We start from the raw sequence: 21732 nt of genomic DNA on the forward strand, positions 1-21732 counted from the left end.
GGGTCAGGGTTTCGGTTCGCGGGTGCCAAGTACGTCGCGAATGTTGTCCACCACATTGCTGTCTTTGATCACATCGCTCAGCCAGCCTTCCAGCGGCATGTTGCCCCACTTGATGGCACGTTCTATCAGATACGGCACCGGGCTTTGCGGTTCCGTCTGTTTGAAAAACTGGGCGATGCCCGCCAGCATGCTGAAGGCTTCGTCCCGGGTCAGCGGGGTGGTACGCATGGGCGCAGGTGCAGTGGGCTGGGCGGGAGTGTTCATGGCTTCACCTGCCTGTTCGACGGGGGCGACGCTGGTTTCGGGTTCGGCGACCACGGGGGCTGGCGGCTGCAGCTCGACACCACGGTCTTTCAGCAGTTTTTCAGCCAGCTGGCTGGCCCGGGTCAGCATGTCGGCGAGGCTGGCAAAGCTCGGTGCCTCGTGGCCGAACAGTTGCTCCGCAGTGGCCTGCAGGCGTTTGCAGGCTTGCAGGCTGTCGTTGATCTGCAGCGCCTTGTTGCGCAGGTAATCGGTGTCGGACAGCGCCACCGAGCGCTGGAATATCTCGGCGTTGATCTTGCCTTCGTTCAATGCGGTCTGCATGGCCTTGGGGTCGCGCAGGGCCAGGTTTTCCACAAGGCGTGATTCGTCGTAACGCAATACGCCAAAATTCTGCCCTTGGGTGATGGGCAAACCACCGGCGATGTCGGTGAGTGTGCTCTTGAGCCAGGACAGCCGGGCCGCCCGCTCGTCAAGGCCCTCTTCGAGGGTTGGGTACAAGTTTTCCCAGAACGCCTGTAGCAACTGTTCGGTCAGTTCCAGGCCAAAGGTGATGCCTTCGAAGTGCTCGCGCTGGGCCAGGCCTTCGCTGAGCCAGGCTGCCAGCATCAGGTCCTTGCTGTGTTGGGCGAGGCCCTGGGCAGACAAGTTGATCACCTGCTCCCAGTCGGCGGTTTTCAAATCGGTTTGCCAGTCGCCCTGGGTCAGGTAGTCGGGGTCGGCCCGGCGCGCCTCCTTGATCTGGTCGAACAACGCAGAGAAGCTCAAGTCTTCGCCACTGCCACCTTCGATGGGGGCGACCAGTGCGGCCAGCGAGAGGTCATTGAGAATGTCAGGCATAAAGCACTCAGGTTCTGGCTAGTGAACAGCGTGCCAGGCTGGGCTGGCACGCTGTGAGGGATGGGCCGCTGAAGCGGCCCTGGGCATGCAGGTGATCAGGCGAAGACTTTGTTCGCGGTGCGGTCCCAGCCACCTACGATGTTGCCGCCGGCTTGGCCGTCGGTACGGTTCTGCTGGGTGTAGGTGGTTTTGATGCGGGCGAAGTTGAAGGTGATTTCTTCGATCGGCAGGTCGCTGACCGCCTTGTCTTCACCGGCCTGGTTGCCACCGGCAACGAACTTGACCGACGACACCACGACTTCTTCCATGTCGATGGTCAGGTAGGTGACCTTGTCACCACCGGCGCGGTTGACGTTGAGCTTCAGCTTGGCAATGTGTTTGCCGGTGCAGCAGTGCTCGAACAGTTTGGCCGATGCCTTGTCGACCGATTTGCGGATCTTGAAGTCGCTCAGGGCAACACGCTCGGACGACGCACCGCCCGAGGAGCTGGCAGTCGCCGAGGTCGCCTGGGTGGCGCCGTACTCGTAGCCCAGCACTTCGATCCAGTCCTTGTGCTTTTCGTCCAGTACTTCGCCTGGGATGCCGTCGATTTGGATATACGCGTCAAATGCCATTGTGAAACTCTCCATTAACAACTGGTAAAGGGTTGCTCATGCGACCCTTGGTTTTTCACCTCGCCGACAGGGCGGCAGAGGTAGCGTGCCGCCACCCGGTGCTCCTCCTGTGAGCCCGGGTGGCCGGTTGGTGCGGCGCGCGCTCAGTTGAGCCCGCGCACTTCGATTTCTACCCGGCGGTTGGGCTCCAGGCACTTGATCAACTGGGCCCGTGCCTGTTGCATGTCACAGTTGACCAACGGTTTACGGCTGCCTTCGCCCTGGGCCACCACCAGTTCGGCCGGGACGCCCTTGCCGACCAGATAAGTCCGAATGGTTTGCGCCCGTTGTTTCGATACCTGCAGGTTGCTCTGGCTGTCACCGAGCTGGTCGGCGTGGCCGGAGATGACGATCTTGCCGATATTGGGCGTGTTCAGCAGTTTGCTGGCGATGGCACTGAGTTGGTTCTGGCCCTCGCTTTTCAGGCTCTGGAAATCCGCCCGGCCAAAGGCGAACAAGGTGTCCGATTCCAGCGTGATGGTCTCGATCGCGCGTAGCGACTGGGCACGCAGGCTGTCGATGTAGTTGCGCGAGCTAGAAATCAGGAAGGCGTTGTCGAGAATGCGCGGCACGTCCGTTTCGCGGATCTGGTCGGCATAGAATGTGATCTGCCGGCTGGCGTACAGGTAGTCCTGGTCGCCCTTGCCCTGGTTGGCCTCGGACAGGCTGTGGCCGGTGTGCCGGGCGATGGCCGGGTACCAGTAGTCGGGCAGGTGCGCCTTGAGAAACGCTGGGTCGGCCTTCTCCCGCTGAGCGGGCGAAAGCATCACGTAGGTGTCCAGTGTCGCCTTGCCGAAATCGGCGATCGACTGGGCGCGGTTGTCATGTGGCAGGGCTTCGGCCTCGACACTGTCCACGCCGCTCACCGGTTGCAATTCGCGGGTATTGCGTTGGTAGACCTTGAGCGTGGTCAGCAGGTAGAGCGTGCGGGTGAGGTTGTCTGCGGTGGGCTTGAGCATCACCTGCTGCAGGGTGGTGAAGTAACGGTCGCGCAGCAGCGGCTCAACCTGATGGCCCTGGTACAGGCCCAGACGCAGGCTGAACGGTACACCCTGCTCACGGTGCTGCCGGTAGTAATGAGCGGCCCAGAAGCGCAGGCGGTCCAGGCTGCGCCAGGCGGCGTACTGGCCAGCGGCAGCCTGGTCCTGGCGCTTGGCCTCGGCCAGCTCGCTCGCGATGCTGCCCAGCACCGCACGGTTGTTCAGGTACGACCAGCCCCAAAGGCTGCACAGCACCAACCCGGCGAGGCTGGCACAGGCCACCCAGGCGGCCTTGCGCCGGCGCTCGCGGTGGTTGCTGGTGTACAGCGCCACCAGGTGCTGGTCGGGGATGATGACCTTGCGGAACAGGCTGTTGATGAACAGCGGCGCAGGCTGGCTGCCTGCGCTGACCGCCCCCTCGCCGTGTTCCAGGGCAAAACGCTCGGCAACATGCTGGCCATGGCTGCCCCACAGCGCTTCATCGGCCTGCAAGGCGGCAGTGAAGTAGAAGCCACGCAGCATTTCGGCATTCTGGTAGGGGTTGGCCCGCAGCAGGCTGTCGACGAACGCCTGCAGCCGTGGCTTGATTGCGGCCAGCTCCAGCGGGAAGCGGTAAGCGGCGTCGTTTTGCCGCGTTACCTGAATGTCCTGCTGCACCAGTTGCTGGCTGGCAACCTGCTGCCAGTAGCGGGTCAGGTCGTCCATGGCCTGGCCAAAACGCTGGCCCCAGTCCGCCTGTTCGTAGCCTTTGTGCGCGAAGGTCTTGCCCATCACTTCGCCGCGCGCGGCCTCATCCAGCTGGCGATAGAAGGGGGTGAAGCCGGGTATCAGGTCGCACTTGGTGAATACCAGGTAGATCGGCAGGCGCACTTCCAGCAAGGCGCAGCTTTCCTGGATGCGTTCGCGCAAACGCTTGGCCACCCGCTGCTGGTCTTCGGCCGTGCCGTGTACAACGTCGGCGATGCTGACACTGACGATCAAGCCGTTGAGCGGGCGGCGTTGCCGGTGCTGGCGCAGCAACTGCAGGAACCCTCGCCATTTGCCGGCCTCTTCCGGGCTGTTCATGTAGCGCCCGGCAGTGTCCAGCAGCACCGCTTCAGAGCTGAAAAACCAGTCACAGTTGCGCGTGCCACCCAACCCTGCGACGCGTGCACCTTCGCGCTCGGCGTAAGGGAAGTTGAGGCCGGACTGCAGGATCATGGTGCTCTTGCCAGCGGCGGGCTGGCCGATCACCAGGTACCAAGGCAGCGCGTACAGGGCGTCTTTGGCAGAGGTGCCGCGTGGCGTGTTCTTGTGCAGGCGCTCGATGCCCTGCAGCAGGCGCTCGCGCAACAGGCTGACCTCCTCGCGGTCGGCCGGCGTGGCATTGAGTACAGCCTGGTCGGCGTCGTCGCGCAGCAAGCCTTCGAGGTTGTGATGCTGGCCGGCGCCACGGTACAGCAGCAGGACGTAGCCCGCCGACAGCAGCAGGAAAACCCCGATGCCAGCCAACAGGCTGTGCAGCGAAGCAAAGCCCAACGCGCTGCCGATCGCCCATACCAGGAAGATCACCAGGAAAAACGCCACCCCCAGCAGATAGGGTTGGTAACGCAGGCAGTAGTACTTGATCTTGTTCATACGGGCGTCGCATCCAGCGCATCGACGAATTGCTCGATAACGCGTTCAAGGGGTAGATCGAAGTCGTGTTGGCCGCGGGCCGATGCCGCAGGGCCCAGTAGCGCCAGATGCTGCTGGGCCTCGGCACAGCCGCAGAGCAGGCGATAGGCACTGCTGGCGTGGCGTGACGGGAAGCAGAACAGGCGCGGGTGCATGAAATCGTCTGCCAGCAGGCTCACGGCTGGCGTATCTGGCTGCCCGTTCATGTGGCACAGCCAAGTCAGCCACAGATCGGCTGTAGGGTTTTTCAAGCCGCGCTCAGCGGGGAGGGGCAACTCAATGCCACCCTCGAAGTCACTGTGCAGCGCCGGCCGGCATGCGCGCAGCCGTGTCAAAGCGGCGGCGCTGTCGAAACCTGGCCAGGAGCCGTGCAGTGCACGCGCGATATCGGTGAAGCTGAAGTCACGCAGGAACTTGGCGTGCACCCGGCGGAACAGGTCCAGGTCCTGGGCTTGCAGGGGGCGCAAGGCCTTGACCTGTTCGAACAGGCGGGTGCCGTCGGCGCCTTGCACGGCCTGGTGCAGCAAAGGTTTTATCTGCGCGCAGAACAGCTCGCCCAAGGTGAATGGGTTGCTCAGGGCCATGCCTTCCTTGCCCTTGAGCAGTTGGTAGATGAAGAACGGATAGCGCCGGTTACTGGCGTCACGCGAGCTCAACAGCCCGCCCAGCAGCCAGTTGCCATTGCGTGCGCGGTACGTGAAGAAGCACATCGGCAACCCATCGAACAGTGCCTGCCAGTCTTCGCGGTGGCGCATAGCCGCCAGCGAGGTCTGCAGCCAACTGTCGAATTCGCAGACTTCCTCCGCCGCGCCATGCAGGCTGACGAAGTCTGCGCTCGATGGCAGTTTGCCGAAGCAGCCGATCATGGGGCACTCCTGTCGTTGAGTGCGCTTAGGGCCTTGACCTGGCTCAGGTCGGTCAGTTTTACCCCACCGAAGTTGCGCACCACCAGGCTCACACGGCCATTGGCGGTGTTCCAGCTGAAGCGCTGCTGGATGCCGTCGAGGTCGTCGACGCGGGCGCTTTCGTTCATGCGCAGCAGGCCCCAACGCCCGGGGAAGTCGAACACCGTTACCCGTGCGCCACTGAGCGTGACCACATCCAGGCGAGCGCCCGGGGCGTTGCTGGTACCTGGCCAGGCGAAGCGGCTCCAGCTGCTGCGGCCGTTGCGGTAGTGCTGTTCCTGCCCATCGAGGGTGAACACGATGTCGGTGAAGTTGGCCGAGGGCTCCAGCATGATTTCAAAGCCGTTGTCGCGGTCTGACAGGCTGGCGATCACCTGGCCTACCGAACTGGCCCGGTCGATGCTGTTGAGCATGCCAGGGTTGACCAACGCTGGTGCCTTGCCATCACCCACGCCCAGGCCTTCGCCGCCGGCGAGGTTGCCGATTTCGTTGCGTTTGAAGGCTGGCAGCAGCCCCGAGTCCGGGTCTACGAAACGTTGCAGGTCTTTGACCGAGGCTTCGTTGCGGCTACCACCGGCAATCGGGTAGCGGTGTGCCATGACCTGCTGCCAGGGCTTGGCGATCTGCTGCGCCCAGGCTTTGGCGATCTGCTGGCCGGCCGGGTCACGCAAGGTCGCCCAGGCGTACTGGATCGGCAGGTTGAACAAGCCTTGCAGCGAACGCGAGAGGCTGTCCTGGCTGGTGTCGACGCTGGTTTCCACGTAATTGCGTACCGTGGTGACTTCGCTTGGCTGGCCTTCCAGGGTTTCGCTGATCAACTGCTTGCTGCTTTTGCCGACATCCTGCGACCGCTGGATGTTGTTCATGCGGACCTTGAGCTTGCGCAGCGCCGCCAGGTAGCGGTCCATGATGGTGCTGTCGGCGCCTTCGGCGTTGTTCTGGGCGAATACCCGGGCAACCGGTTCGAAGCGCTTGGCGAGGCTGCCGTCGTCCACCGCCGGCAGGGCCGGGGCTACGTTGGCAGGCAGGCTGTCGTTGGCGTCGAACAGCCCGGTAACCTTGCTCCAGAAACCGTCATCACGGCCAGCGCCGGCCGAGGGTGCTTCGCGTTTGACCGGCAGGTCCCACTGGGTATTGTCGTTGACAGCCTGCAGCAGGTTCTTCACGGGGGAGTGCTGAACGTCGCTCAAAAGCCCCAACTGCTGGGTCGCCGATGCCAGGTCGGCGAAATGGCGCACGCCCACGCTGCTGACCATCTTGTACCAGGCTTGGGTGTAGTCGCGCTTGTAGCGGCTCATGAATTCGCGCACGAAGTTGGCCTTCTGCACCAGGGCATCGCCGCCGTCGCCGTCCAGTACCCAGTCGGACTCGTTGCGCAAGTTGCTCGATACCAGCTTGATCAGTTCAGGCTTGACGAACGTATCCCAGCCTTGGCGGGTATAGATCGCAGGTACCCCGGCCGACCCGTACAGCAGTGCGCGCCCAGGTTGAGGTACAAGGTCGTTGAGGCTCAGTGCCGGGAATTGGCGGCTGGATTCGAGTTGCAGGCGCAGGTATTCGCGATCGACCAGCGAACTGGAAATCATGAACGACTTGAGGTTCTGCCGGGTTTCGTTGATCAGTTGGTCGTTGCGTGGCAGTGAGGGCGCCTGGCCCTGTTCCAGCAACTGCACGTACAGCGGAGTGTTTGCGCCGATCACGTCGGCGCTGGCGGGGGTGCCTTCGCCGGCCGCCGCGGCCCAGGCCTGTGGCAGGCTTGCGGCAATGAAGGCCGGGTCTGGATGGGCGTCGGGTGCCGTCAGCAGCAGGTACAGTTTGAGCGTGTTGTAGGCATCGATGATCGAGGCGACTTGCTGCTCGTCGAGGCGCCCCAGCATCTCTTCGGACAACGACAGGCCACCGGTGGTCGCGGACAGCTCGGCGGCATCGCTGGCTGTGGCCAGGTTGACCTTGGCCGCATGGGCGCCTGCGCGGGTGTTGGCCAGCGCGGCCTGCGCTTTGGCTGCAACCGCTGGGGCCAATGGCTTGGCGTTGCGCTTTTTCGGCGGGGCCGGGGTGAACTCCAGTGATTGGTTGATACCCGCGGCGAAGGTATTGAACGCGCGCATTTGCACTTGCAGGCTACGGGCGATCGGTTCCAGGGCCTGGCTGCGCAATTGCGCCAAATACGCGCTGCGGGTCACCTGGTCAACCGCCTCACCGTGGTACAGGCCGGCGCTGAGGCGCAGCGGCACGCCTTGTGTGCGATGCGACTCGACAGTGGCCATCTGCTCGCGCAGCACTTGCAGGCCTTTGCCTGCGGCCAACTGCTGCTGGCTGTCTTCGGCCTGGCCTATCTGCGCCAGCTGCAGGCGCAGATTGTCCAGCCATTGGCGGTTGTTGACGAACGACACTGCCTGCCAGCTGACAAGCAGCACGCCGGCGGCAACGGCCAGGCCCAGCAGCAGCGGGCTGAGCCCCGCCTGGCGGCCTTGGCGCGAGTGATACAGGCTCAGGTCACGGTCGGGGAAAATGACCCGGCGGAAGGTGTCGGTAATGAAGTAGCTGCGGTTGCCCGCTGCCGTGCCAGCCTGTTCGGCCTGGCCATCCTCGGCCGCCTGCAAGGCGAATTCGTCGGCGATGGCGTCTTCGTACACGTGCCCCAGTTGTTGCCCGGTCTGCAGGGCGCTGGTGAAGTACAGGCCTCGCAGCATCAATGGTGCGCCGCTGCGCTGGCCGTGGGTGAAGTGCCCGAGGAACTGCTCGAGCACACCGCCCAGCGCGGCGAAGTATTGCGGGAAGTTCAGCAGCGTGCTGTCGGCTGCAGCGCCCAAGGCGATCACTTGTGCGTCGACGTGCTGGCGAATGTGGCTGTGCAGGTTGCCCAGGCGCGCTTGCAGCACGGCCTGCAGGCCTTGGTTGCGGATTTCCGACAACGCGAAGGTCATGCCCAGCGGTTGCTGGCGTTGGTGCAGATCCAGGCCATCAAAAGCCTGGCTGAAGCCCGGCAACTGGTCGGTCTTGCTGAGCATCAGGTAGAGCGGTGGGTTGGTGTCGAGGCACTGGGCGTATTCTTCCACCCGGGCTACCAGCTGCGCTGCCAGGGCATCACGCTCTTCGCTGTTGGCGGCCAGCAGTTCGGGCAGGCTGACCACCAGCACCAGGCCGTTGATGGCTGCCTTGCCGCGCTGCTTGCGCAGCATGCGCAGGAACGCCGAAAACTCGCTTGCCGACTGGTCGTCCCGCAGGTAACGGCCGGCGGTGTCGATCATCACCGCGTCGGGGCTGAAATACCAGTCGCAGTGCTGGGTGCCACTTTCGCTGTCGTTGGCGGTGGCGATACTGGCTGACAGGCCGGAGTGGGTCAGCAGCGAAGTCTTGCCTGCCGCCGACATGCCGACCACCAGGTACCAGGGCAGGTCGGACAGCGCCGACTTGCCACCGCCGCCGGCGGAGCGGTCGGTGCGCAGCATGCTGATGGCATGCTTGAGGCGCTCGCGCAGTACCTGCTGGTCACGGAACTCGCCGGTGGCATTCCACGAGCGGTCGACTTCGATCTGCAGCAGGTTCTCCAGGTTGTGCTCGGCACGAATACGCTGGTACTGGCGCAGCACGACGGCCAGCAGGAAGCAGGCGCTGATGATGGCCAGGGCTTCGGGCAGGTGCTGCTGCAGCCACGGCAGCAGCGGCGACACCAGCCAACAGACCAACAGGCTCCCCAGCCACAGCAGTAGCAGCAGAACCCAGAAACTTTTCAAGAGGCGCAGTAGTGTTTTCATGTCTTCCTGACTCGGCTACCTGAGGTGCACTCAGGCACTGAACAGCTGGCGGATTTGTTCGGAGAGGGCGGCGACGTCCTTGTCCAGCAACCAGTCAAGGGTCAGGTACACGGCGACGCAGACCAGCGCGATCAGCGCCAGGTACACCCACAGCGGCACTTCGTGACGCAGCATCTGCGACACCTGGTCCGGCAGTGCCCAGTCCGGTGACAAGGCCTTGGGTGCCTTGCGGTAGCGGGCGATGTCTTGGCCGAGGGTGTTGGCCAGGTAACGCAGCTGGTCTTTCTGGCCAAGGCTGAACTTGCCCTCGAAGCCAAGCGCCAGGCACAGGTGATAAACCTCGAGCACATCGAGGTTCTGTTTGACGTCGCCCCGCAGAGCCTCGACCTTCTCGAAAAAGCCTTCACCCGCCAGGTGCACGCCGAAATAGCGGAACTGCAAGGGTTGCAGCTCGAAGTGCTGGCGCAACGCGTTGTCGCCAGCGCGCAACACGCTTTCATCCAGGAAGGCGCACAGCGCGTACTGGGTGTCCTTGACCTGTTCGGCGCTGTAGTTGGCGGCACGGGCGTCACGTTCTAGGTTTGCGAAGAAGCGTTCGACGCTGCCCTCGAAGGCCTGCACCGAAGTGACCTGGCGGCCACGGCGCACGATCAGCGCCATGCTGATGAAGTCTTGCACCAGGTCCTTGAGCGACGGTTTGGCAGGGGTGGGCATGGTAGCGCCCTGTTGCAGTACGGCTTCGGTCATTTGAGCACCGCCATCAGTTCAAGCTTGAGGTTGGTAAAGGCGCTGGGCGCGTAGAAGCAGATGGTCTGGGCGTTCATCATTCGCTCATACACCTGGCCATGCGGCTCGATGGCGAAGTACTGGTTGTCCAGGCGCACCGGGATCGCGTTGGGGAGCCGCGCGGCGTGGTTGAGGGTAACGCCGGGCATGGCACTGTTGACCACCACCTCGATGTCTTCGGGCGAGCCGATCTTGAAGGCCCGCGGCACCAGTTCCAGCAAGCTGGCACCGGGCATGTCGGCATGGACCGACACGTAGAAGTCGGCCTCGACCAGGCGCGGGTCGTGCAACTGCCCTTGCCAATACGACGGTTTGGTCTGGGTGAGGTTGATGACGATGCACTGGTTGGGCACGACGTTGTCCAGCATCACCCTGATCATCTCGTCCAGCTTGACCAGCGATGCGGCGGGGTCGTGGTGGTCGTACTCGGGGATGTCGGCCAGTTGAGTGTCGAGGGTGAAGGTCAGCAGGCCACCGGCAAGGTCGGCAAGGAACAGGTACAGGCGCTCTGGGTGCAGGCGTGGGTGGGCCAGCAGGTGGGCCAGTTGCGGGTGCGCCCGGTTGACGGTGTTCAGCAGCCAGAACAAGGTGACGTCGCTAGAGCCGAATTCGGCGATCTGGTCGGCGCGTTCGCGGCGCCGGCCAGACAGTGCCTTGCTTTTGGCCTGCAAGGCGCCGAGCAGGCGCTTGCCAATGCCGGCCAGGGTTTCGTGGCAACCCAGGTGCAGGGTAGGGTGGACGAAATGCGGGTCCAGATTGAAACCGCCCATGCTGTTGCGGGTCAGCTTGGCCAGTGGGCAGTAGCTATAGCCATCGAGGCTATCGCCGTCGACCAGCAGCACGACGTTCAGGCGCAGGCTGGTGATCTCGTTCTCCAGTTCGCCTTCGTTGAGGTCGGGCAGGGTGTCGAACTGTTTGCGATAGCGCCGCGCCGCCTTGTGGTCCTGGCCGTCTTCGACGTAGTTGAGGCCGAACGGCTCAGGCAGCTTCAGGGCAGCGTACACCTTGAGGTCGTTGGCCTTGAGCAGGTCTTTGAGGTCACGCGCGGCCGGCAGTGGGTCGTGCTGCGGCGCGTCGTACAGGCTGCCATCGGGGAATACCAGCTTAAGGCGCTTGAGTTGCAGCGAACCGTTGCTCAGGGCGTCCTCGTCCACTTGCAGCGCCTGTACACCCCAATGGAAGGGGGTGCTGCGCAGGGTCGCTTCGGCCAACTGATGTTGGTGAAACTCGTCCTGATACTGAAAGTGCTGGGGCAGCAGGAACATGCCTTCCGACCACATCACCCGGCTCTGCTTGCTCATTTGACGCTATCCACGAAAGAGTTGAAGGAATTGTCGACGGCGTTCTGTGCTGATTTGCCAGCCATATCACTGGCCTTGTCGAGCGCGGCGTCCTGCACCTTGTCGGTGAAGCCAGGCGCGGCTTGCCTGGCGCGCTCGGCGGCGGCCTGCTGCTCGGCGGTCGGCGGCTTGTTCAATACGTCCACACCGCGCATGGCATGGATCTCGGTCTTGTCTACCAGCACGCGCAGGCCGTCCGATGAGAACCAGATCCCGTCCTTGCGCAGCGAGTCGGCGTCGAAGGCGACTTTCCAGCGGGCATCCTGCTCGTCGCGGAAAAACGCTGCCACGCCGACATACCGGGCGCTCTTGGCCAGCGGCCATTGGTCGATCTGGCCAATGCCCGGTAGCAGGGTGATCTCGCGTGCCTCCACCAGGGTGTTGCCCAGGGCTTTCTGCGGGGTAGCCCATAGGGTTTCGGCATCGCTGGCGGCGAAGCGCTCGAGGTCGGTCAGCTGGTACACGCGCATCACCACCGACAGCGGTTTGCCGTCGGCATCCGGGTTGAGCTGGTTGCCGCCATCAGAAGTCAGAATGACTTTTTCGCTGTCGGCCAGCATGTCGGCCGCCCAGCTGTCTTCCATGCGCTTGCCGATGCGGTCGGTAACCCCGCAGCCGGCCATTGCCAACAGCAGGGCAAGGGCAGTCAAGCGTTTGAGGGCAGTGTGCTTGTGGTACATGACGGCAAAAACCTCCGGGTGCGGGTCAGGCCAGGCGATAGGCGAAATCGCCATCGCTGCCCAGCTCGATGACCAGGCGCTCGATGGGCGTGCCCTGGGCCATGCGCTCTAGCACGCGCTGTGCGAGCTCTGGCATCAGGGTCTGGGACAGAATGTTGTCGATGTTGCGCGCACCGCTATCGACTTCGGTGCAGCGTGCGGCGATGGCCTTCACCAACGCCGGTTCGTAGCTCAGTTCGGCCTGGTGGTTGCGCGCGAAGCGCTTGGCGATGCGCTCGAGCTTGAGCGCGACGATGCGCTCCAGCACCTGGTCCTGCACCGGGTAGAACGGCACGATGCTCAGGCGGCCAAGGAAAGCTGGCTTGAATACCTGGTTCAGCTCACCGCGCAGGCCCTCGATGATGGCTGCGGGGGTGGGCTGCTGCTCGGCATTCAGGCAGGTGTGCATAATGTGCTCGGTGCCGGTGTTGGAGGTAAGGATGATCACCGTGTTGCGGAAATTGATCTCGCGGCCTTCACCGTCGTCCAGCACCCCTTTGTCGAACACCTGGAAGAACAGTTCAAGTACATCGGGGTGAGCCTTTTCCACCTCGTCCAGCAGTACCACGCTGTACGGTTTGCGGCGCACCGCCTCTGTCAGCACGCCGCCTTCGCCGTAGCCGACATAGCCCGGTGGTGAGCCTTTGAGGCTGGATACCGTATGCGCTTCCTGGTACTCGGACATGTTGATGGTGATCAGGTTGCGTTCACCGCCATACAGGGTGTCGGCAAGGGCCAGGGCGGTTTCGGTCTTGCCGACGCCGCTGGGGCCAAGCAGCAGGAATACGCCGATCGGTTTGTTCGGGTCTTCCATGCGCGCACGGGAAATCTTGATGCGTTTGCCGATTTCATGCAGGGCATGGTCCTGGCCCAATACGCGCTGGCTCAGCAGTTCAGGCAAGCGCTGAACGGTATCGATCTCGTCGCGCAGCATCTTGCCCAGCGGGATACCGGTCCAGCCGCTGATGACCTGGGCGATGGCGCCGCTGTCGACCAAGGCATGCACCAGTGGCTGGTCGCCTTGCACCCGGGCCAGTTCGCTGCGCAGGGCATTGAGCTGCGCGGGGTCGGCTTCACTGGCGGCGCTCAGGGCCTTGAGCTGTTCGACCAGTGCCAGTTCCTGTTGCCACTGGGTGTTCAGTTGCTGTTCCTGCAACTGCGCGGCTTGCAAGGCAGCCTGCAGTTCGCCGAGGCGGCGGGCATGATCGTGGCCTTTGCCGGCTTCGTCGCCCAGCACGCTGATTTCGGCTTGCAGGTTGTCGATCTGCCGACGGCAGTCTTCCAGTGCGCCAGGCTGCGAGGTTTGCGCCAGGGCGATGCGTGCGCAGGCGGTGTCGAGCACGCTGACAGCTTTGTCTGGCAGCTGGCGGCCGGTGATGTAGCGGTTGGACAGGCGCACTGCCTGCACCAGCGCTTCGTCCATGACCGCCACCTTGTGGTGTTCGCGCATTTTGCCCAGCAGGCCGCGCAGCATGTGGATGGCTTTGTCTTCATCCGGCTCTTCCACCTTGACCACCTGGAAGCGGCGGGCGAGGGCTGCGTCCTTTTCGAAGTACTTCTTGTACTCGGCCCAGGTGGTGGCGGCGATGGTGCGCAGCTCGCCACGTGCCAGCGCAGGCTTGAGCAGGTTGGCGGCGTCATTTTGCCCCGCCTGGCCACCGGAGCCGATCAGGGTGTGGGCTTCATCGATGAACAGGATGATCGGGTGCAGGCTGCGCTTGACCTCTTCGATCACTGCCTTGAGGCGGTTCTCGAACTCACCTTTGACCCCGGCGCCCGCCTGCAGCAACCCCAGGTCGAGGGTATGCAGTGCCACATCCTTGAGCACGGCCGGCACGTCGCCTTGGGCAATGCGCAGGGCCAGACCTTCGACTACGGCTGTTTTGCCAACCCCGGCCTCACCGGTGAGGATCGGGTTGTTCTGCCGGCGGCGCGTGAGAATGTCGACCATCTGCCGCACCTCGAATTCGCGCCCAAGCACGGGGTCGATGCGGCCTTCGCGGGCACTTTGGGTAAGGTTGACCGTGTATTGGTCCAGCGCCGGGGTCTTGCCGCCAGCCTTGCCCGTGGCAGGGGCCGGTGCCGCTGGGCCAGCCAAGGCGCTGGCGTGGCGCGATTCGGCGCTGCCCTCGACCAGGGCGGCAAGGTTCAGGCGAAGGTCGTCTGGGTTGATCTTCTCCAGCTCAGGGGCCGAGGCGACCACTACGCGATGCAGTTCGGCATCGTCCAGCAGGGCTTGCAGCAGATGGGCACTGCGTACTTGCGCGACGCCGTACTCGATCGATGCCAGCAGCCAGGCCTGTTCGATCATGCGGGTGATATGTGGCGACAGCGCCGGGGTGCGGGTGTTGCCTTTCTTGAATGTGCCCAGGGCCGTTACCAGTTGCGCCTGCAGGCGCTCGGCGACCACATCGTAGTGGCGCAGGATTGGCGCCAGGTCAGTGTCGCCGGCATCGAGCAGCTGCAACAGCAGGTGCTCGACTTCCACGTCGTAGTGTTGCTCCGAGAGGCACAGGGCTGCAGCGCTTTCTGTCGCCGTGCGGCTGGTTTCGTTGAGCTTGGCGAACAAAGACTTCAGGTTCACAAGGCGACCCCATCGTAAGGAATGTGGAAGACGGCGCAACGCGATGGCTCCGCGTCACGGCCAGGGCGTTTGAGCCAGCCCAGCCAGCCCAGGGCAAGGTTGCCTGTGCGACCGAGCTGGGCGGGTGGTACAGCCTCGGGCTTGAGCCGCGGGGCGATTTCGAAATCCAGCTCGGCACCCAGGTAGAAGCGCACCAGCTCGACCAGCTTGCGGTAGCACGCGGTGCCGGGCTGGAACCGTTGGTAATCGGCCAGGCCAAGCGGGCCGAGCTCGATGCGGATGCACGACTGGTAGTCCCAGACCCGGTTACCGGCCACGGCACTGTGGCCCAGCTGGGCATTGCGCCGCCCCAGCTGAGTACATTGTTCCGGCTGCAGGCGCAGCCAGCGCCCGGCGAACTGGCGGACTTTGATCGGCAGCGCGAAGTAGAAGCCGAGCATGCGCTCCAGGTTCAGGGCGTTGCGCGGCTTCTGGCTGAGCAGGCCGGCAAAGTAGCTGAACAGCTCGCGGCGCAGCGCCGTGGGCTGCTGCTCGAACTTGAGGCGCTGGGCCATGGGCCCGAACCCCACCATGTTGAGCAGGTAGCTGTCGAAGCGCGATGTGCCGTTGCGCTCGTGTTCGATATGAAACTTGTACTTTTGCCAGGCTTCGTAGAACAGCGTGGTCATGCGGTGCGAAAACATGTCGAGGAACGCATGCGCAGCATCGTCGCGATACTGTACGTGCCGCTCCAACAGCAGCTCGGTGTACGGGCGTGGCAGCACACCAGACGGCCCTACCAGACCCATGAAGGTCACCTGGACCTCCGACAACGGCCGGCCGGCCGGCGAAACCTTGCCCTCGCGTTCGAAATGCAAGTCGCTGACTTCGCTCGCCGGGAACGCCAGGGACAGCTGGGTGCGAAAACGTAGCGGGTCTTCGTGCGGGCGCGTTGCCAGGTCCATGCGCCCGGTGCGGCTGTAGTGCAGGCGAAGCAGGCGCACCAATTGAAAAAATTCGAATCGGTGCGGCTCGGCTCGGGCCTGATCGATCAGACCAGGGGCTGATCGCCAGTGCGTGCTGGCCATTGGACGACTCTCTTTTCTCGTTGTTGGGTACGCAGCGTCAGTTGGGTGAAGCTGTTCATCGAACAGTACTGGCCGAAGAAATGGTCCAGCACCATGCCGAACAGGAACACACCGCTGCCGGTGAACTGGCTTTCGTCCAGCGTCAGGGTGATACCCACACCGCGCACGAAGTTCGGCCGCGGGTGGCCGATACGCGCAACCACCGGTTCGCTGGCGATAGCCTTGATGCCGTTGATTTGTTTACGAATGGCCGAGACGTTGCGGTAGTTGTAGAGCGACAGCAACTCGAGCAGTACTTCGCGGCCCTGGCTTACCAGCGACAGGTGGTTGAGCGACAGGTGCGCAATAAGCCGCCAGATAAGGCCTTTGCCCAGTGGCACACGCATGGTGGCGGTGGGCTTGCGCAGGCAGCGGATGTCCTTGATCACCGAGTTGGCCGGGATGTTGAAATCACCGCGTTCACCACCGAAAGGCAGCATCAGCGGCACATCGCGGTTGCTGCAGGTAAGGCTGATGCTGAGGGTATCGCTGCTGGCGTCTATCAGCTCCAGGTCGCGGTCGACCACGCGGATGCTCATCGCTGTGGCATCGCCTTGGTTGCGCCGGCGGGCGATCCAGAAGCTGGTGTGCGGGTCTTGCTCGCCACGCGGCTCGAAGAATGCCTGGCAGGTGGCGACCTGGTCGATGCCACCCAGTTTGCGCACGCGCCGTACCCGATCGATCGACACCACTTCTGCGGCATTGTGCAGGCGGGTGTCGGGGGTGACCGGGTATTCGTGCCGCGTATGGGTAAGCTTGATCGGCTCGGCCTGTTGCCGGAACAAGTTGATGATTGGCGTGCAGTTGAGCTTGAAGTTGTTGCGCCCGATGTTCTGGCTCAGCCGCGCCAGGCGGTCGCCCAGGTCGTAGTCGCTGAAATAGAAATTGACCTGTACCTGTTCCACGGCCTGACCATTCAGAGGGCGGGCGAACCCGCCGAGGTCGAAGAACATGAACTTGTCTGGGAAGGTGAAATACTCGTGCAACAGCCGGTAGCCCAGGAACGAGCGTTCGGAATAGTCCACCAGGCCTTCGTCACGCCCATAACCTACAGCGCTCAGGGCACCTGCTGGCAGCACGATTTCGCGCCTGCGGCCTTGGTCGTGGAAGCTCAGGGTCGCCTTGGCGAGGTTGTTGAACAGCAGCTCGTACAAATGCAGCATCAGCGTTGCTTCACCGTCGAGGAAGAAGCGCAGGCGGTCGATTTGCATTTGCCCGAACAGGGCGTCGCCGGTGGCGGCCAGGTCGATGCTCAGGCGGGCGACCAGGTCGGCGCTGTGGCCGTTGAAAGCGGAGCGCTCCATTTCGGCGAACGTGGCCTTCTGCACCGCAATCGGCCATAACTCAACCGGGTAGCAAGTGCGGAATTTACACACCACGCCCTCAACGGCGTTGGCATGCATCTCGGTATGGCGCGCCACGCGGTAGGCTTCGGTCACCTTCTCGTGCTTGCCCAGGCTCAGCTCGGCGATCGACATCGACGGAGTTGGGCGCAGGTAGTGCGGGTACAGCACCTCAAGGAAGGACTCGACGATTTCCGGAAACTCGTCATCGAGTTTTTTATGCACCCGCGCGGAAAGGAACGAAAACGCCTCGATCAGGCGCTCGGTATGCGGGTCTTCGCAGTTGTCGCCCTCGATCAGTAGCCGCGAAGCAATTTTCGGGTACTGCGCGGCAAACTCCTGGCCGAGGAAGCGCAGGTGCGACAGTTCCTTTTCGTAGTAGGGCAGCAGTTCGTCGAGCATCAGTTGAGGTTCTGTACTTTGTATTCCTGGGTGTTGACCTGCAGCACGGCGTCGAATGACACCTGGCGGCTGATATCCTGCAGACGCAATACAGCGTCTACCCGGAAGGTCAACATGCGGTGGCCGTTCTGCTGGGCCAACAGCTGAACCCGCACCCGGCGAAAACGCCGGTCGCCGGTGCTGATCGCCCGCTCCAGCTGCTGCTGGATCAGGCGGCGATCGTGCGGGTCGAGTACGCTGCGGCTGATGAAGTCAGGCATGCCGTATTCAAGGATGGAGCCCTCAAGCTGACTGAAGCCCTCCAGCTCTTCGGCGACCAGCGACTGGCGCGTGTTAACCAGCACTTCAAGGTCGCGCACGATGCTGGCCTTGTATTCGGCCAGTGAGCAGGTACGCTGCGCGGCCGGCTCGGCCGACTGGTGAGGGCGGTCGTCCAGCAGGCGGTCGAGCAGCGAGGGCAGCAGCCGGGCTTGGTTACTCATGTGTCATCCCTGTACACAGCGGCTGATCAGCCGCGGGCGCCCTGCGGCAACTCGGCCACCAGGCGCAGCGAAGCGGTCAGTTCGTCCAGCTGGTAGTGCGGGCGCAGGTAGGTCACGGCTTTGTACACCCCTGGCTTGCCGGGCACTTCGAAAACCTCGGCGCGGGCTTCGCGCAGCGGGAACTTGGCCTTGGCTTCCTGGCTGGCGGTATCGTCGAGCAGCACGTAGCTGGCCAGCCACTGGTTGAGGAAGCGCTCCACGTCCATGCGCGAGGCGAAGCTGCCGATTTTGTCGCGCATGATCGCCTTCATGTAATGGGCGATGCGCGACGTGGCGAAGATGTACTGCAGTTGGGCCGACAGGCGTGCGTTGGCGTTGGCGATGTCGGTGTTGTACTGCTTCTGCTTTTGCGCCGACTGGGTGCCGAAGAATGCGGCATAGTCAGTGCCCTTGCAGTGCACCAGGGGAATGAAGCCGAGGTCCGACAGCTCTTTTTCACGGCGGTCGGTAATGGCGATTTCGGTCGGGCACTTGAGGGCAATTTCGCCATCGTCGGTCTTGAAGGTATGAGTCGGCAGGCCTTCGACCAGCCCGCCACCTTCCACGCCGCGGATGGCCACGCACCAGCCGTAGCGGGCGAAGGCATCGGTAACGCGGGTGCCCAGGGCGTACGCAGCGTTCATCCACAGGTACTTGTTGTGGTCGCGGCCGTCGACGCTTTCGACAAAGTTGAATTCTTCCACCGGGGTGGTATCGGGGCCATACGGCAGGCGACCGAGCACATGCGGCAGGGTCAGGCCGACGTAGCGGGAATCTTCCGAGGCGCGGAATGACTTCCACTTGGCATACTCGACGGTGTCGAAGATCTTCGCCAGGTCACGCGGGCCGGACATTTCGGTGAACGAGTCCCAGCCGAACAGCTCGGGGGAGGCAGCCGAAATGAACGGTGCATGGGCCGCCGCGGCCACGTGCGAGATCTCCTCCAGCAGGTACATGTCTTCGGGGTTGCGGTTGAACTCGTAGTCACCGATCAACATGCCGAAAGGCGCGCCACCGAAGGTGCCGTACTCTTCTTCGTAGACTTTCTTGAACAGTGCGCTCTGGTCGAATTCGCTGGCGGCCTTCAGGTCGCGCACCAGGTCCTTCTTCGAGGCATTGAGCAGGTGGATTTTCAGCGTGGTGCTGGTCTCGGTCTGGTCTACCTGGTATTTCAGGCCGCGCCAGGAGGCTTCCAGCTGCTGGAATTCGCTGGCGTGCATGATCTCGTTCATCTGCTCGGAGAGCATCGAATCGATCTCGGCGATACGTGAGTCGAGCACGGCGATCAGGTCCTTGCTCGGGGTCATCTCACCCTCGAGCACCTGGTTCACCAGTTCGCCGATCAGGTCGCGGGTGCGATTGCGCTCGGTGTCGGAGCGGGCCACGCGGCTTTGCGAGATGATGCTGTCGAGCAGCGAGGCCTGTGGGGCGAAGCTTTCTACCTCGACCAGGTCGCCGGCCTGTTGCGGTGCGGTTTGCTTGTCAGTCATGTTCGGGCTCCTGCTCAGGCGCGGTCGCTGCTGGATGGGTCTTTCACTTCAGCCTCACGGCCGAATTCCTTGCCCAATGTCTTGAGCTTCTCGGTGTTTTGCAGTACGTCCATCAGCAGCTCTTCGAGCTTGTCGTTGCCGCCCATCTTGTTGCGCAGGTCTGCCAGCTTATTGCGCACTTCCAGCAGCTTGCGCAGCGGTTCAACCTGCTTCACCACGTTTTGCGGCTCGAAGTCTTCGAGGCTGTTGAAGTTCAGCTCGACGCCCAGCTGGGTGCCGTTCTTGGCCAGGGTGTTGTCGACGCGGTAGGTCAGGCGTGGCTTGATGCCCTTGAGCACGCCGTTGAAGTTGTCGCGGTCGATGAAGACGAACTTGCGGTCTTTGAGCTTGGGCAATGGCTCCAGCGGGTTGCCGGAGAAGTCGCCCAGTACGCCGACGACGAAGGGCAGCTCCTTTTTCTCGATGGCATCGCCGATGTCCACGTCGTAGGTGATATGGACCCGGGGCGCGCGGACGCGGTCGAGTTTGTGCTGGGTGCTTTCCTTCTTCGCCATCGTATTCTCCAGTGCAAGCAGTTCGCTGCGAATCATTGCGCCGCCCGTATCCGGGCCCTGCGCGTTACAGTCCTTCGATCGTCCGCAGCAGGCGCTGACGGATCTCGTCGTTCATTTCCAGAATGTTGTCGCGGCCCACCAGCTCTTCGAAGCTGGTGTTGCCGGCAATCTGCGTGCTGCTACGGATGACCGAATCGTCCGGAAGTTCCGAACGCACCGGCGCGCGGATGACGCAGAAAGGCAAGTCGCCAAAACCCTTGAGGCGCTCGAAGCTCAGCCCGTAGCGCAGGCCTTCGAACAGCCGGCCCAGGCCCGGGGACTTGCTGAGGCAGTAGAACAGCACCAGGTAGTGCACCACGAAGCGGTACAGCTCGGCGCTGCTGCGGTTGGGGTCTTTGATGACGTTGCGAAACTGCGCCAGGTCGAAGGCGTGGAAGCCCACCACCCAGCGCGTGGGGCTGGTGATGCGGATGACCTGGCCGCTCTGCTCGAGGGCCTTGTCGTATTCGAGCGGGAACAGTTCGGGGGTGGTGCTGAGCAGGTTCAGTGGCACTTCCAGCTCGCTGACCAGCTGGAACGGGGCAGCGGCACCAATGCGCTCGTAGAGTTCGATAAGCGCCTGGAAATGCCCTTGGGTTTCGCGCCCGCTGCTGCGCTGGGCGCCCTGCATGTATTCGCCAAAGAGGCTTTGCGGACGGATCAGCGGTGCCACGGTGGCAAGGTAATCCGCCGCCTGCGCCTTCAGCGCATCGGAGATCGCCCGCGTCTGGCTACGCAGCTTGATCAGTGCTTCGACATCAAAAGTCTGTGTCATCGGTACATCGTCCATGAGCCTGCTTGATCGTCCTGAAACGCCAATGGCGAGGACCTGAAAATCGCGCCTCTCGGCTGCGGCAATTTGAGTGCTGGCACATGAATATCGTGTTGCCAGCAATGCCGAGTAGGGCACCCCGCTGCGGAAGAAGTTCCGGCGAGGGGCGCGATTTTTTCCCTGTTTTGTGATGCCGCGCAATGATGGCGCCATGCCATTGACGATGGGTTTCGAGTGCGGGAAATGGGGGTTTTACCCCTAAAGTCAGGGGGCTGAAGTGCTAAGAGAACGGTAAAAATTGCCGTAAAAAGTTTTTTTCAAAAAGTGAAGCGGGTCTCATTTTTTTGCGTCATGCCATTGGCATTCGACTTCCGTCGCGGCGCGTTTCAATGATGGCAATGCGACGGAATATGGCGTGCCGAAGCGGTTTCGTGAGGGTTGTCAGAGCGGCTTTGCGCCCACCATGCGACCCTCGATTGCCCACTCCCGTAACCACCCGAGCAAGGCGTGTAATTCATCAGTGGCCTCGACCGACAGCGTGCCGTTTTCGTACAGGACGGCAACGCTGAGCGTGCCCATCCCGCAGGGCATTGCGAACACGCTCAAGCGAACCTGTTCGGGGTCGCTGTGCAGCCGTGAGTGGTAGCCCAGGAGCGTGTTGGCCCAGCTTGAGTAACCGCCATCGCGCAGCAGCAAGGTTGCTGCACGCGCCAGTACCGCGGAGATTTCCGTCAGATCCCAAGTGCACGGCTCAGCTGTGCCGCGCTGGGTGCCAGGTTGCATCATCAGGGCATGGTCCAGTTCGCGGCGGCGGCATCGAACGACCATGGGCAGCGCTGCTGATGGATCCTGTAGCCAGGCCGTGTACCGGGCCTGGTCGATGCGGTAATACTCTTCGTAATCGACCAGGGCGTTGCTGACCGGGATCGACAGGTAGAACTGCCATGAAGCCAGTTCTATCCCAAGCGAAAAACGGTGCGCTTGGCTGGTGTAGGTGTCATTGAATTTCATGCTGGGTTGCGC

The 21732-nt window shown here is 62.8% G+C and carries 16 protein-coding genes; all 16 read right to left on the bottom strand.

The genetic code is table 11. From position 1 onward, the window contains the following. Positions 1 to 3 precede the first annotated feature (3 nt). Positions 4 to 1101, bottom strand: a complete 1098-nt coding sequence (gene tssA, locus ACF8SD_RS22450) for a type VI secretion system protein TssA (protein WP_173888949.1) — start codon at positions 1099 to 1101, stop codon at positions 4 to 6. Between the two features lie 95 nt (positions 1102 to 1196). Next, a complete protein-coding gene (locus ACF8SD_RS22455) occupies positions 1197 to 1715 on the bottom strand; it encodes a type VI secretion system tube protein Hcp (protein WP_009686731.1) in 519 nt (172 codons plus the stop codon). A gap of 143 nt (positions 1716 to 1858) precedes the next feature. Beyond that, entirely contained in the window at positions 1859 to 4351 is a 2493-nt protein-coding gene (gene tssM, locus ACF8SD_RS22460; RefSeq protein WP_392485179.1) for a type VI secretion system membrane subunit TssM, read from the bottom strand. After that, positions 4348 to 5256: a type VI secretion system-associated protein TagF gene (tagF, locus tag ACF8SD_RS22465; RefSeq protein ID WP_173888953.1), complete on the bottom strand. Its 909-nt coding sequence runs from the start codon at positions 5254 to 5256 to the stop codon at positions 4348 to 4350. The genes tssM and tagF overlap by 4 nt, the downstream gene beginning before the upstream one ends. Further along, complete coding sequence (locus ACF8SD_RS22470; RefSeq protein ID WP_392485180.1) at positions 5253 to 9053, bottom strand: type VI secretion protein IcmF/TssM N-terminal domain-containing protein; 3801 nt, start codon at positions 9051 to 9053, stop codon at positions 5253 to 5255. Before ACF8SD_RS22470 ends, tagF begins: the two co-directional genes overlap by 4 nt. Positions 9054 to 9083: 30 nt before the next feature. Beyond that, positions 9084 to 9800 (bottom strand): type IVB secretion system protein IcmH/DotU, encoded by a 717-nt coding sequence (gene icmH, locus ACF8SD_RS22475; RefSeq protein ID WP_009686736.1) that lies wholly within the window; start codon positions 9798 to 9800, stop codon positions 9084 to 9086. After that, complete coding sequence (gene tssK / locus ACF8SD_RS22480) at positions 9797 to 11140, bottom strand: type VI secretion system baseplate subunit TssK (RefSeq protein WP_392485181.1); 1344 nt, start codon at positions 11138 to 11140, stop codon at positions 9797 to 9799. Before tssK ends, icmH begins: the two co-directional genes overlap by 4 nt. Then, on the bottom strand, positions 11137 to 11859 hold the full coding sequence (gene tssJ / locus ACF8SD_RS22485) for a type VI secretion system lipoprotein TssJ (RefSeq protein WP_392485182.1): 723 nt from the start codon (positions 11857 to 11859) through the stop codon (positions 11137 to 11139). The genes tssK and tssJ overlap by 4 nt, the downstream gene beginning before the upstream one ends. Positions 11860 to 11884: 25 nt before the next feature. Continuing rightward, the gene (gene tssH, locus ACF8SD_RS22490; RefSeq protein ID WP_029887850.1) at positions 11885 to 14482 is read right to left on the bottom strand and encodes a type VI secretion system ATPase TssH; all 2598 of its coding nucleotides are present in this window, start codon (positions 14480 to 14482) and stop codon (positions 11885 to 11887) included. Continuing rightward, positions 14479 to 15549, bottom strand: a complete 1071-nt coding sequence (tssG, locus tag ACF8SD_RS22495) for a type VI secretion system baseplate subunit TssG (RefSeq protein WP_054912528.1) — start codon at positions 15547 to 15549, stop codon at positions 14479 to 14481. Before tssG ends, tssH begins: the two co-directional genes overlap by 4 nt. After that, complete coding sequence (gene tssF / locus ACF8SD_RS22500; protein WP_009686741.1) at positions 15513 to 17333, bottom strand: type VI secretion system baseplate subunit TssF; 1821 nt, start codon at positions 17331 to 17333, stop codon at positions 15513 to 15515. The genes tssG and tssF overlap by 37 nt, the downstream gene beginning before the upstream one ends. Then, on the bottom strand, positions 17333 to 17815 hold the full coding sequence (gene tssE / locus ACF8SD_RS22505; protein ID WP_009686742.1) for a type VI secretion system baseplate subunit TssE: 483 nt from the start codon (positions 17813 to 17815) through the stop codon (positions 17333 to 17335). Before tssE ends, tssF begins: the two co-directional genes overlap by 1 nt. Positions 17816 to 17841: 26 nt before the next feature. After that, positions 17842 to 19344: a type VI secretion system contractile sheath large subunit gene (gene tssC / locus ACF8SD_RS22510; RefSeq protein WP_009686743.1), complete on the bottom strand. Its 1503-nt coding sequence runs from the start codon at positions 19342 to 19344 to the stop codon at positions 17842 to 17844. Positions 19345 to 19358: 14 nt separating this feature from the next. Further along, positions 19359 to 19898: a type VI secretion system contractile sheath small subunit gene (gene tssB / locus ACF8SD_RS22515; RefSeq protein ID WP_012272397.1), complete on the bottom strand. Its 540-nt coding sequence runs from the start codon at positions 19896 to 19898 to the stop codon at positions 19359 to 19361. A 64-nt stretch (positions 19899 to 19962) separates the two neighbouring features. Further along, positions 19963 to 20712, bottom strand: coding sequence for a hypothetical protein (locus tag ACF8SD_RS22520; protein WP_392485183.1), 750 nt, complete (start codon positions 20710 to 20712; stop codon positions 19963 to 19965). Between the two features lie 438 nt (positions 20713 to 21150). Beyond that, complete coding sequence (locus ACF8SD_RS22525) at positions 21151 to 21720, bottom strand: hypothetical protein (RefSeq protein WP_173888960.1); 570 nt, start codon at positions 21718 to 21720, stop codon at positions 21151 to 21153. Between the last annotated feature and the right edge of the window lie 12 nt (positions 21721 to 21732).

Source organism: Pseudomonas sp. CJQ_9, from assembly GCF_043106615.1.
Taxonomy (GTDB): Bacteria; Pseudomonadota; Gammaproteobacteria; order Pseudomonadales; family Pseudomonadaceae; genus Aquipseudomonas; species Aquipseudomonas juntendi.

Coding starts and splice junctions, on each gene's coding strand:
- tssA (WP_173888949.1), bottom strand. CDS start 1,101: ATGCCTGACATTCTCAATGACCTCTCGCTGGCCGCACTGGTCGCCCCC.
- ACF8SD_RS22455 (WP_009686731.1), bottom strand. CDS start 1,715: ATGGCATTTGACGCGTATATCCAAATCGACGGCATCCCAGGCGAAGTA.
- tssM (WP_392485179.1), bottom strand. CDS start 4,351: ATGAACAAGATCAAGTACTACTGCCTGCGTTACCAACCCTATCTGCTG.
- tagF (WP_173888953.1), bottom strand. CDS start 5,256: ATGATCGGCTGCTTCGGCAAACTGCCATCGAGCGCAGACTTCGTCAGC.
- ACF8SD_RS22470 (WP_392485180.1), bottom strand. CDS start 9,053: ATGAAAACACTACTGCGCCTCTTGAAAAGTTTCTGGGTTCTGCTGCTA.
- icmH (WP_009686736.1), bottom strand. CDS start 9,800: ATGACCGAAGCCGTACTGCAACAGGGCGCTACCATGCCCACCCCTGCC.
- tssK (WP_392485181.1), bottom strand. CDS start 11,140: ATGAGCAAGCAGAGCCGGGTGATGTGGTCGGAAGGCATGTTCCTGCTG.
- tssJ (WP_392485182.1), bottom strand. CDS start 11,859: ATGTACCACAAGCACACTGCCCTCAAACGCTTGACTGCCCTTGCCCTG.
- tssG (WP_054912528.1), bottom strand. CDS start 15,549: ATGGCCAGCACGCACTGGCGATCAGCCCCTGGTCTGATCGATCAGGCC.
- tssF (WP_009686741.1), bottom strand. CDS start 17,333: ATGCTCGACGAACTGCTGCCCTACTACGAAAAGGAACTGTCGCACCTG.
- tssE (WP_009686742.1), bottom strand. CDS start 17,815: ATGAGTAACCAAGCCCGGCTGCTGCCCTCGCTGCTCGACCGCCTGCTG.
- tssC (WP_009686743.1), bottom strand. CDS start 19,344: ATGACTGACAAGCAAACCGCACCGCAACAGGCCGGCGACCTGGTCGAG.
- tssB (WP_012272397.1), bottom strand. CDS start 19,898: ATGGCGAAGAAGGAAAGCACCCAGCACAAACTCGACCGCGTCCGCGCG.
- ACF8SD_RS22520 (WP_392485183.1), bottom strand. CDS start 20,712: ATGACACAGACTTTTGATGTCGAAGCACTGATCAAGCTGCGTAGCCAG.
- ACF8SD_RS22525 (WP_173888960.1), bottom strand. CDS start 21,720: ATGAAATTCAATGACACCTACACCAGCCAAGCGCACCGTTTTTCGCTT.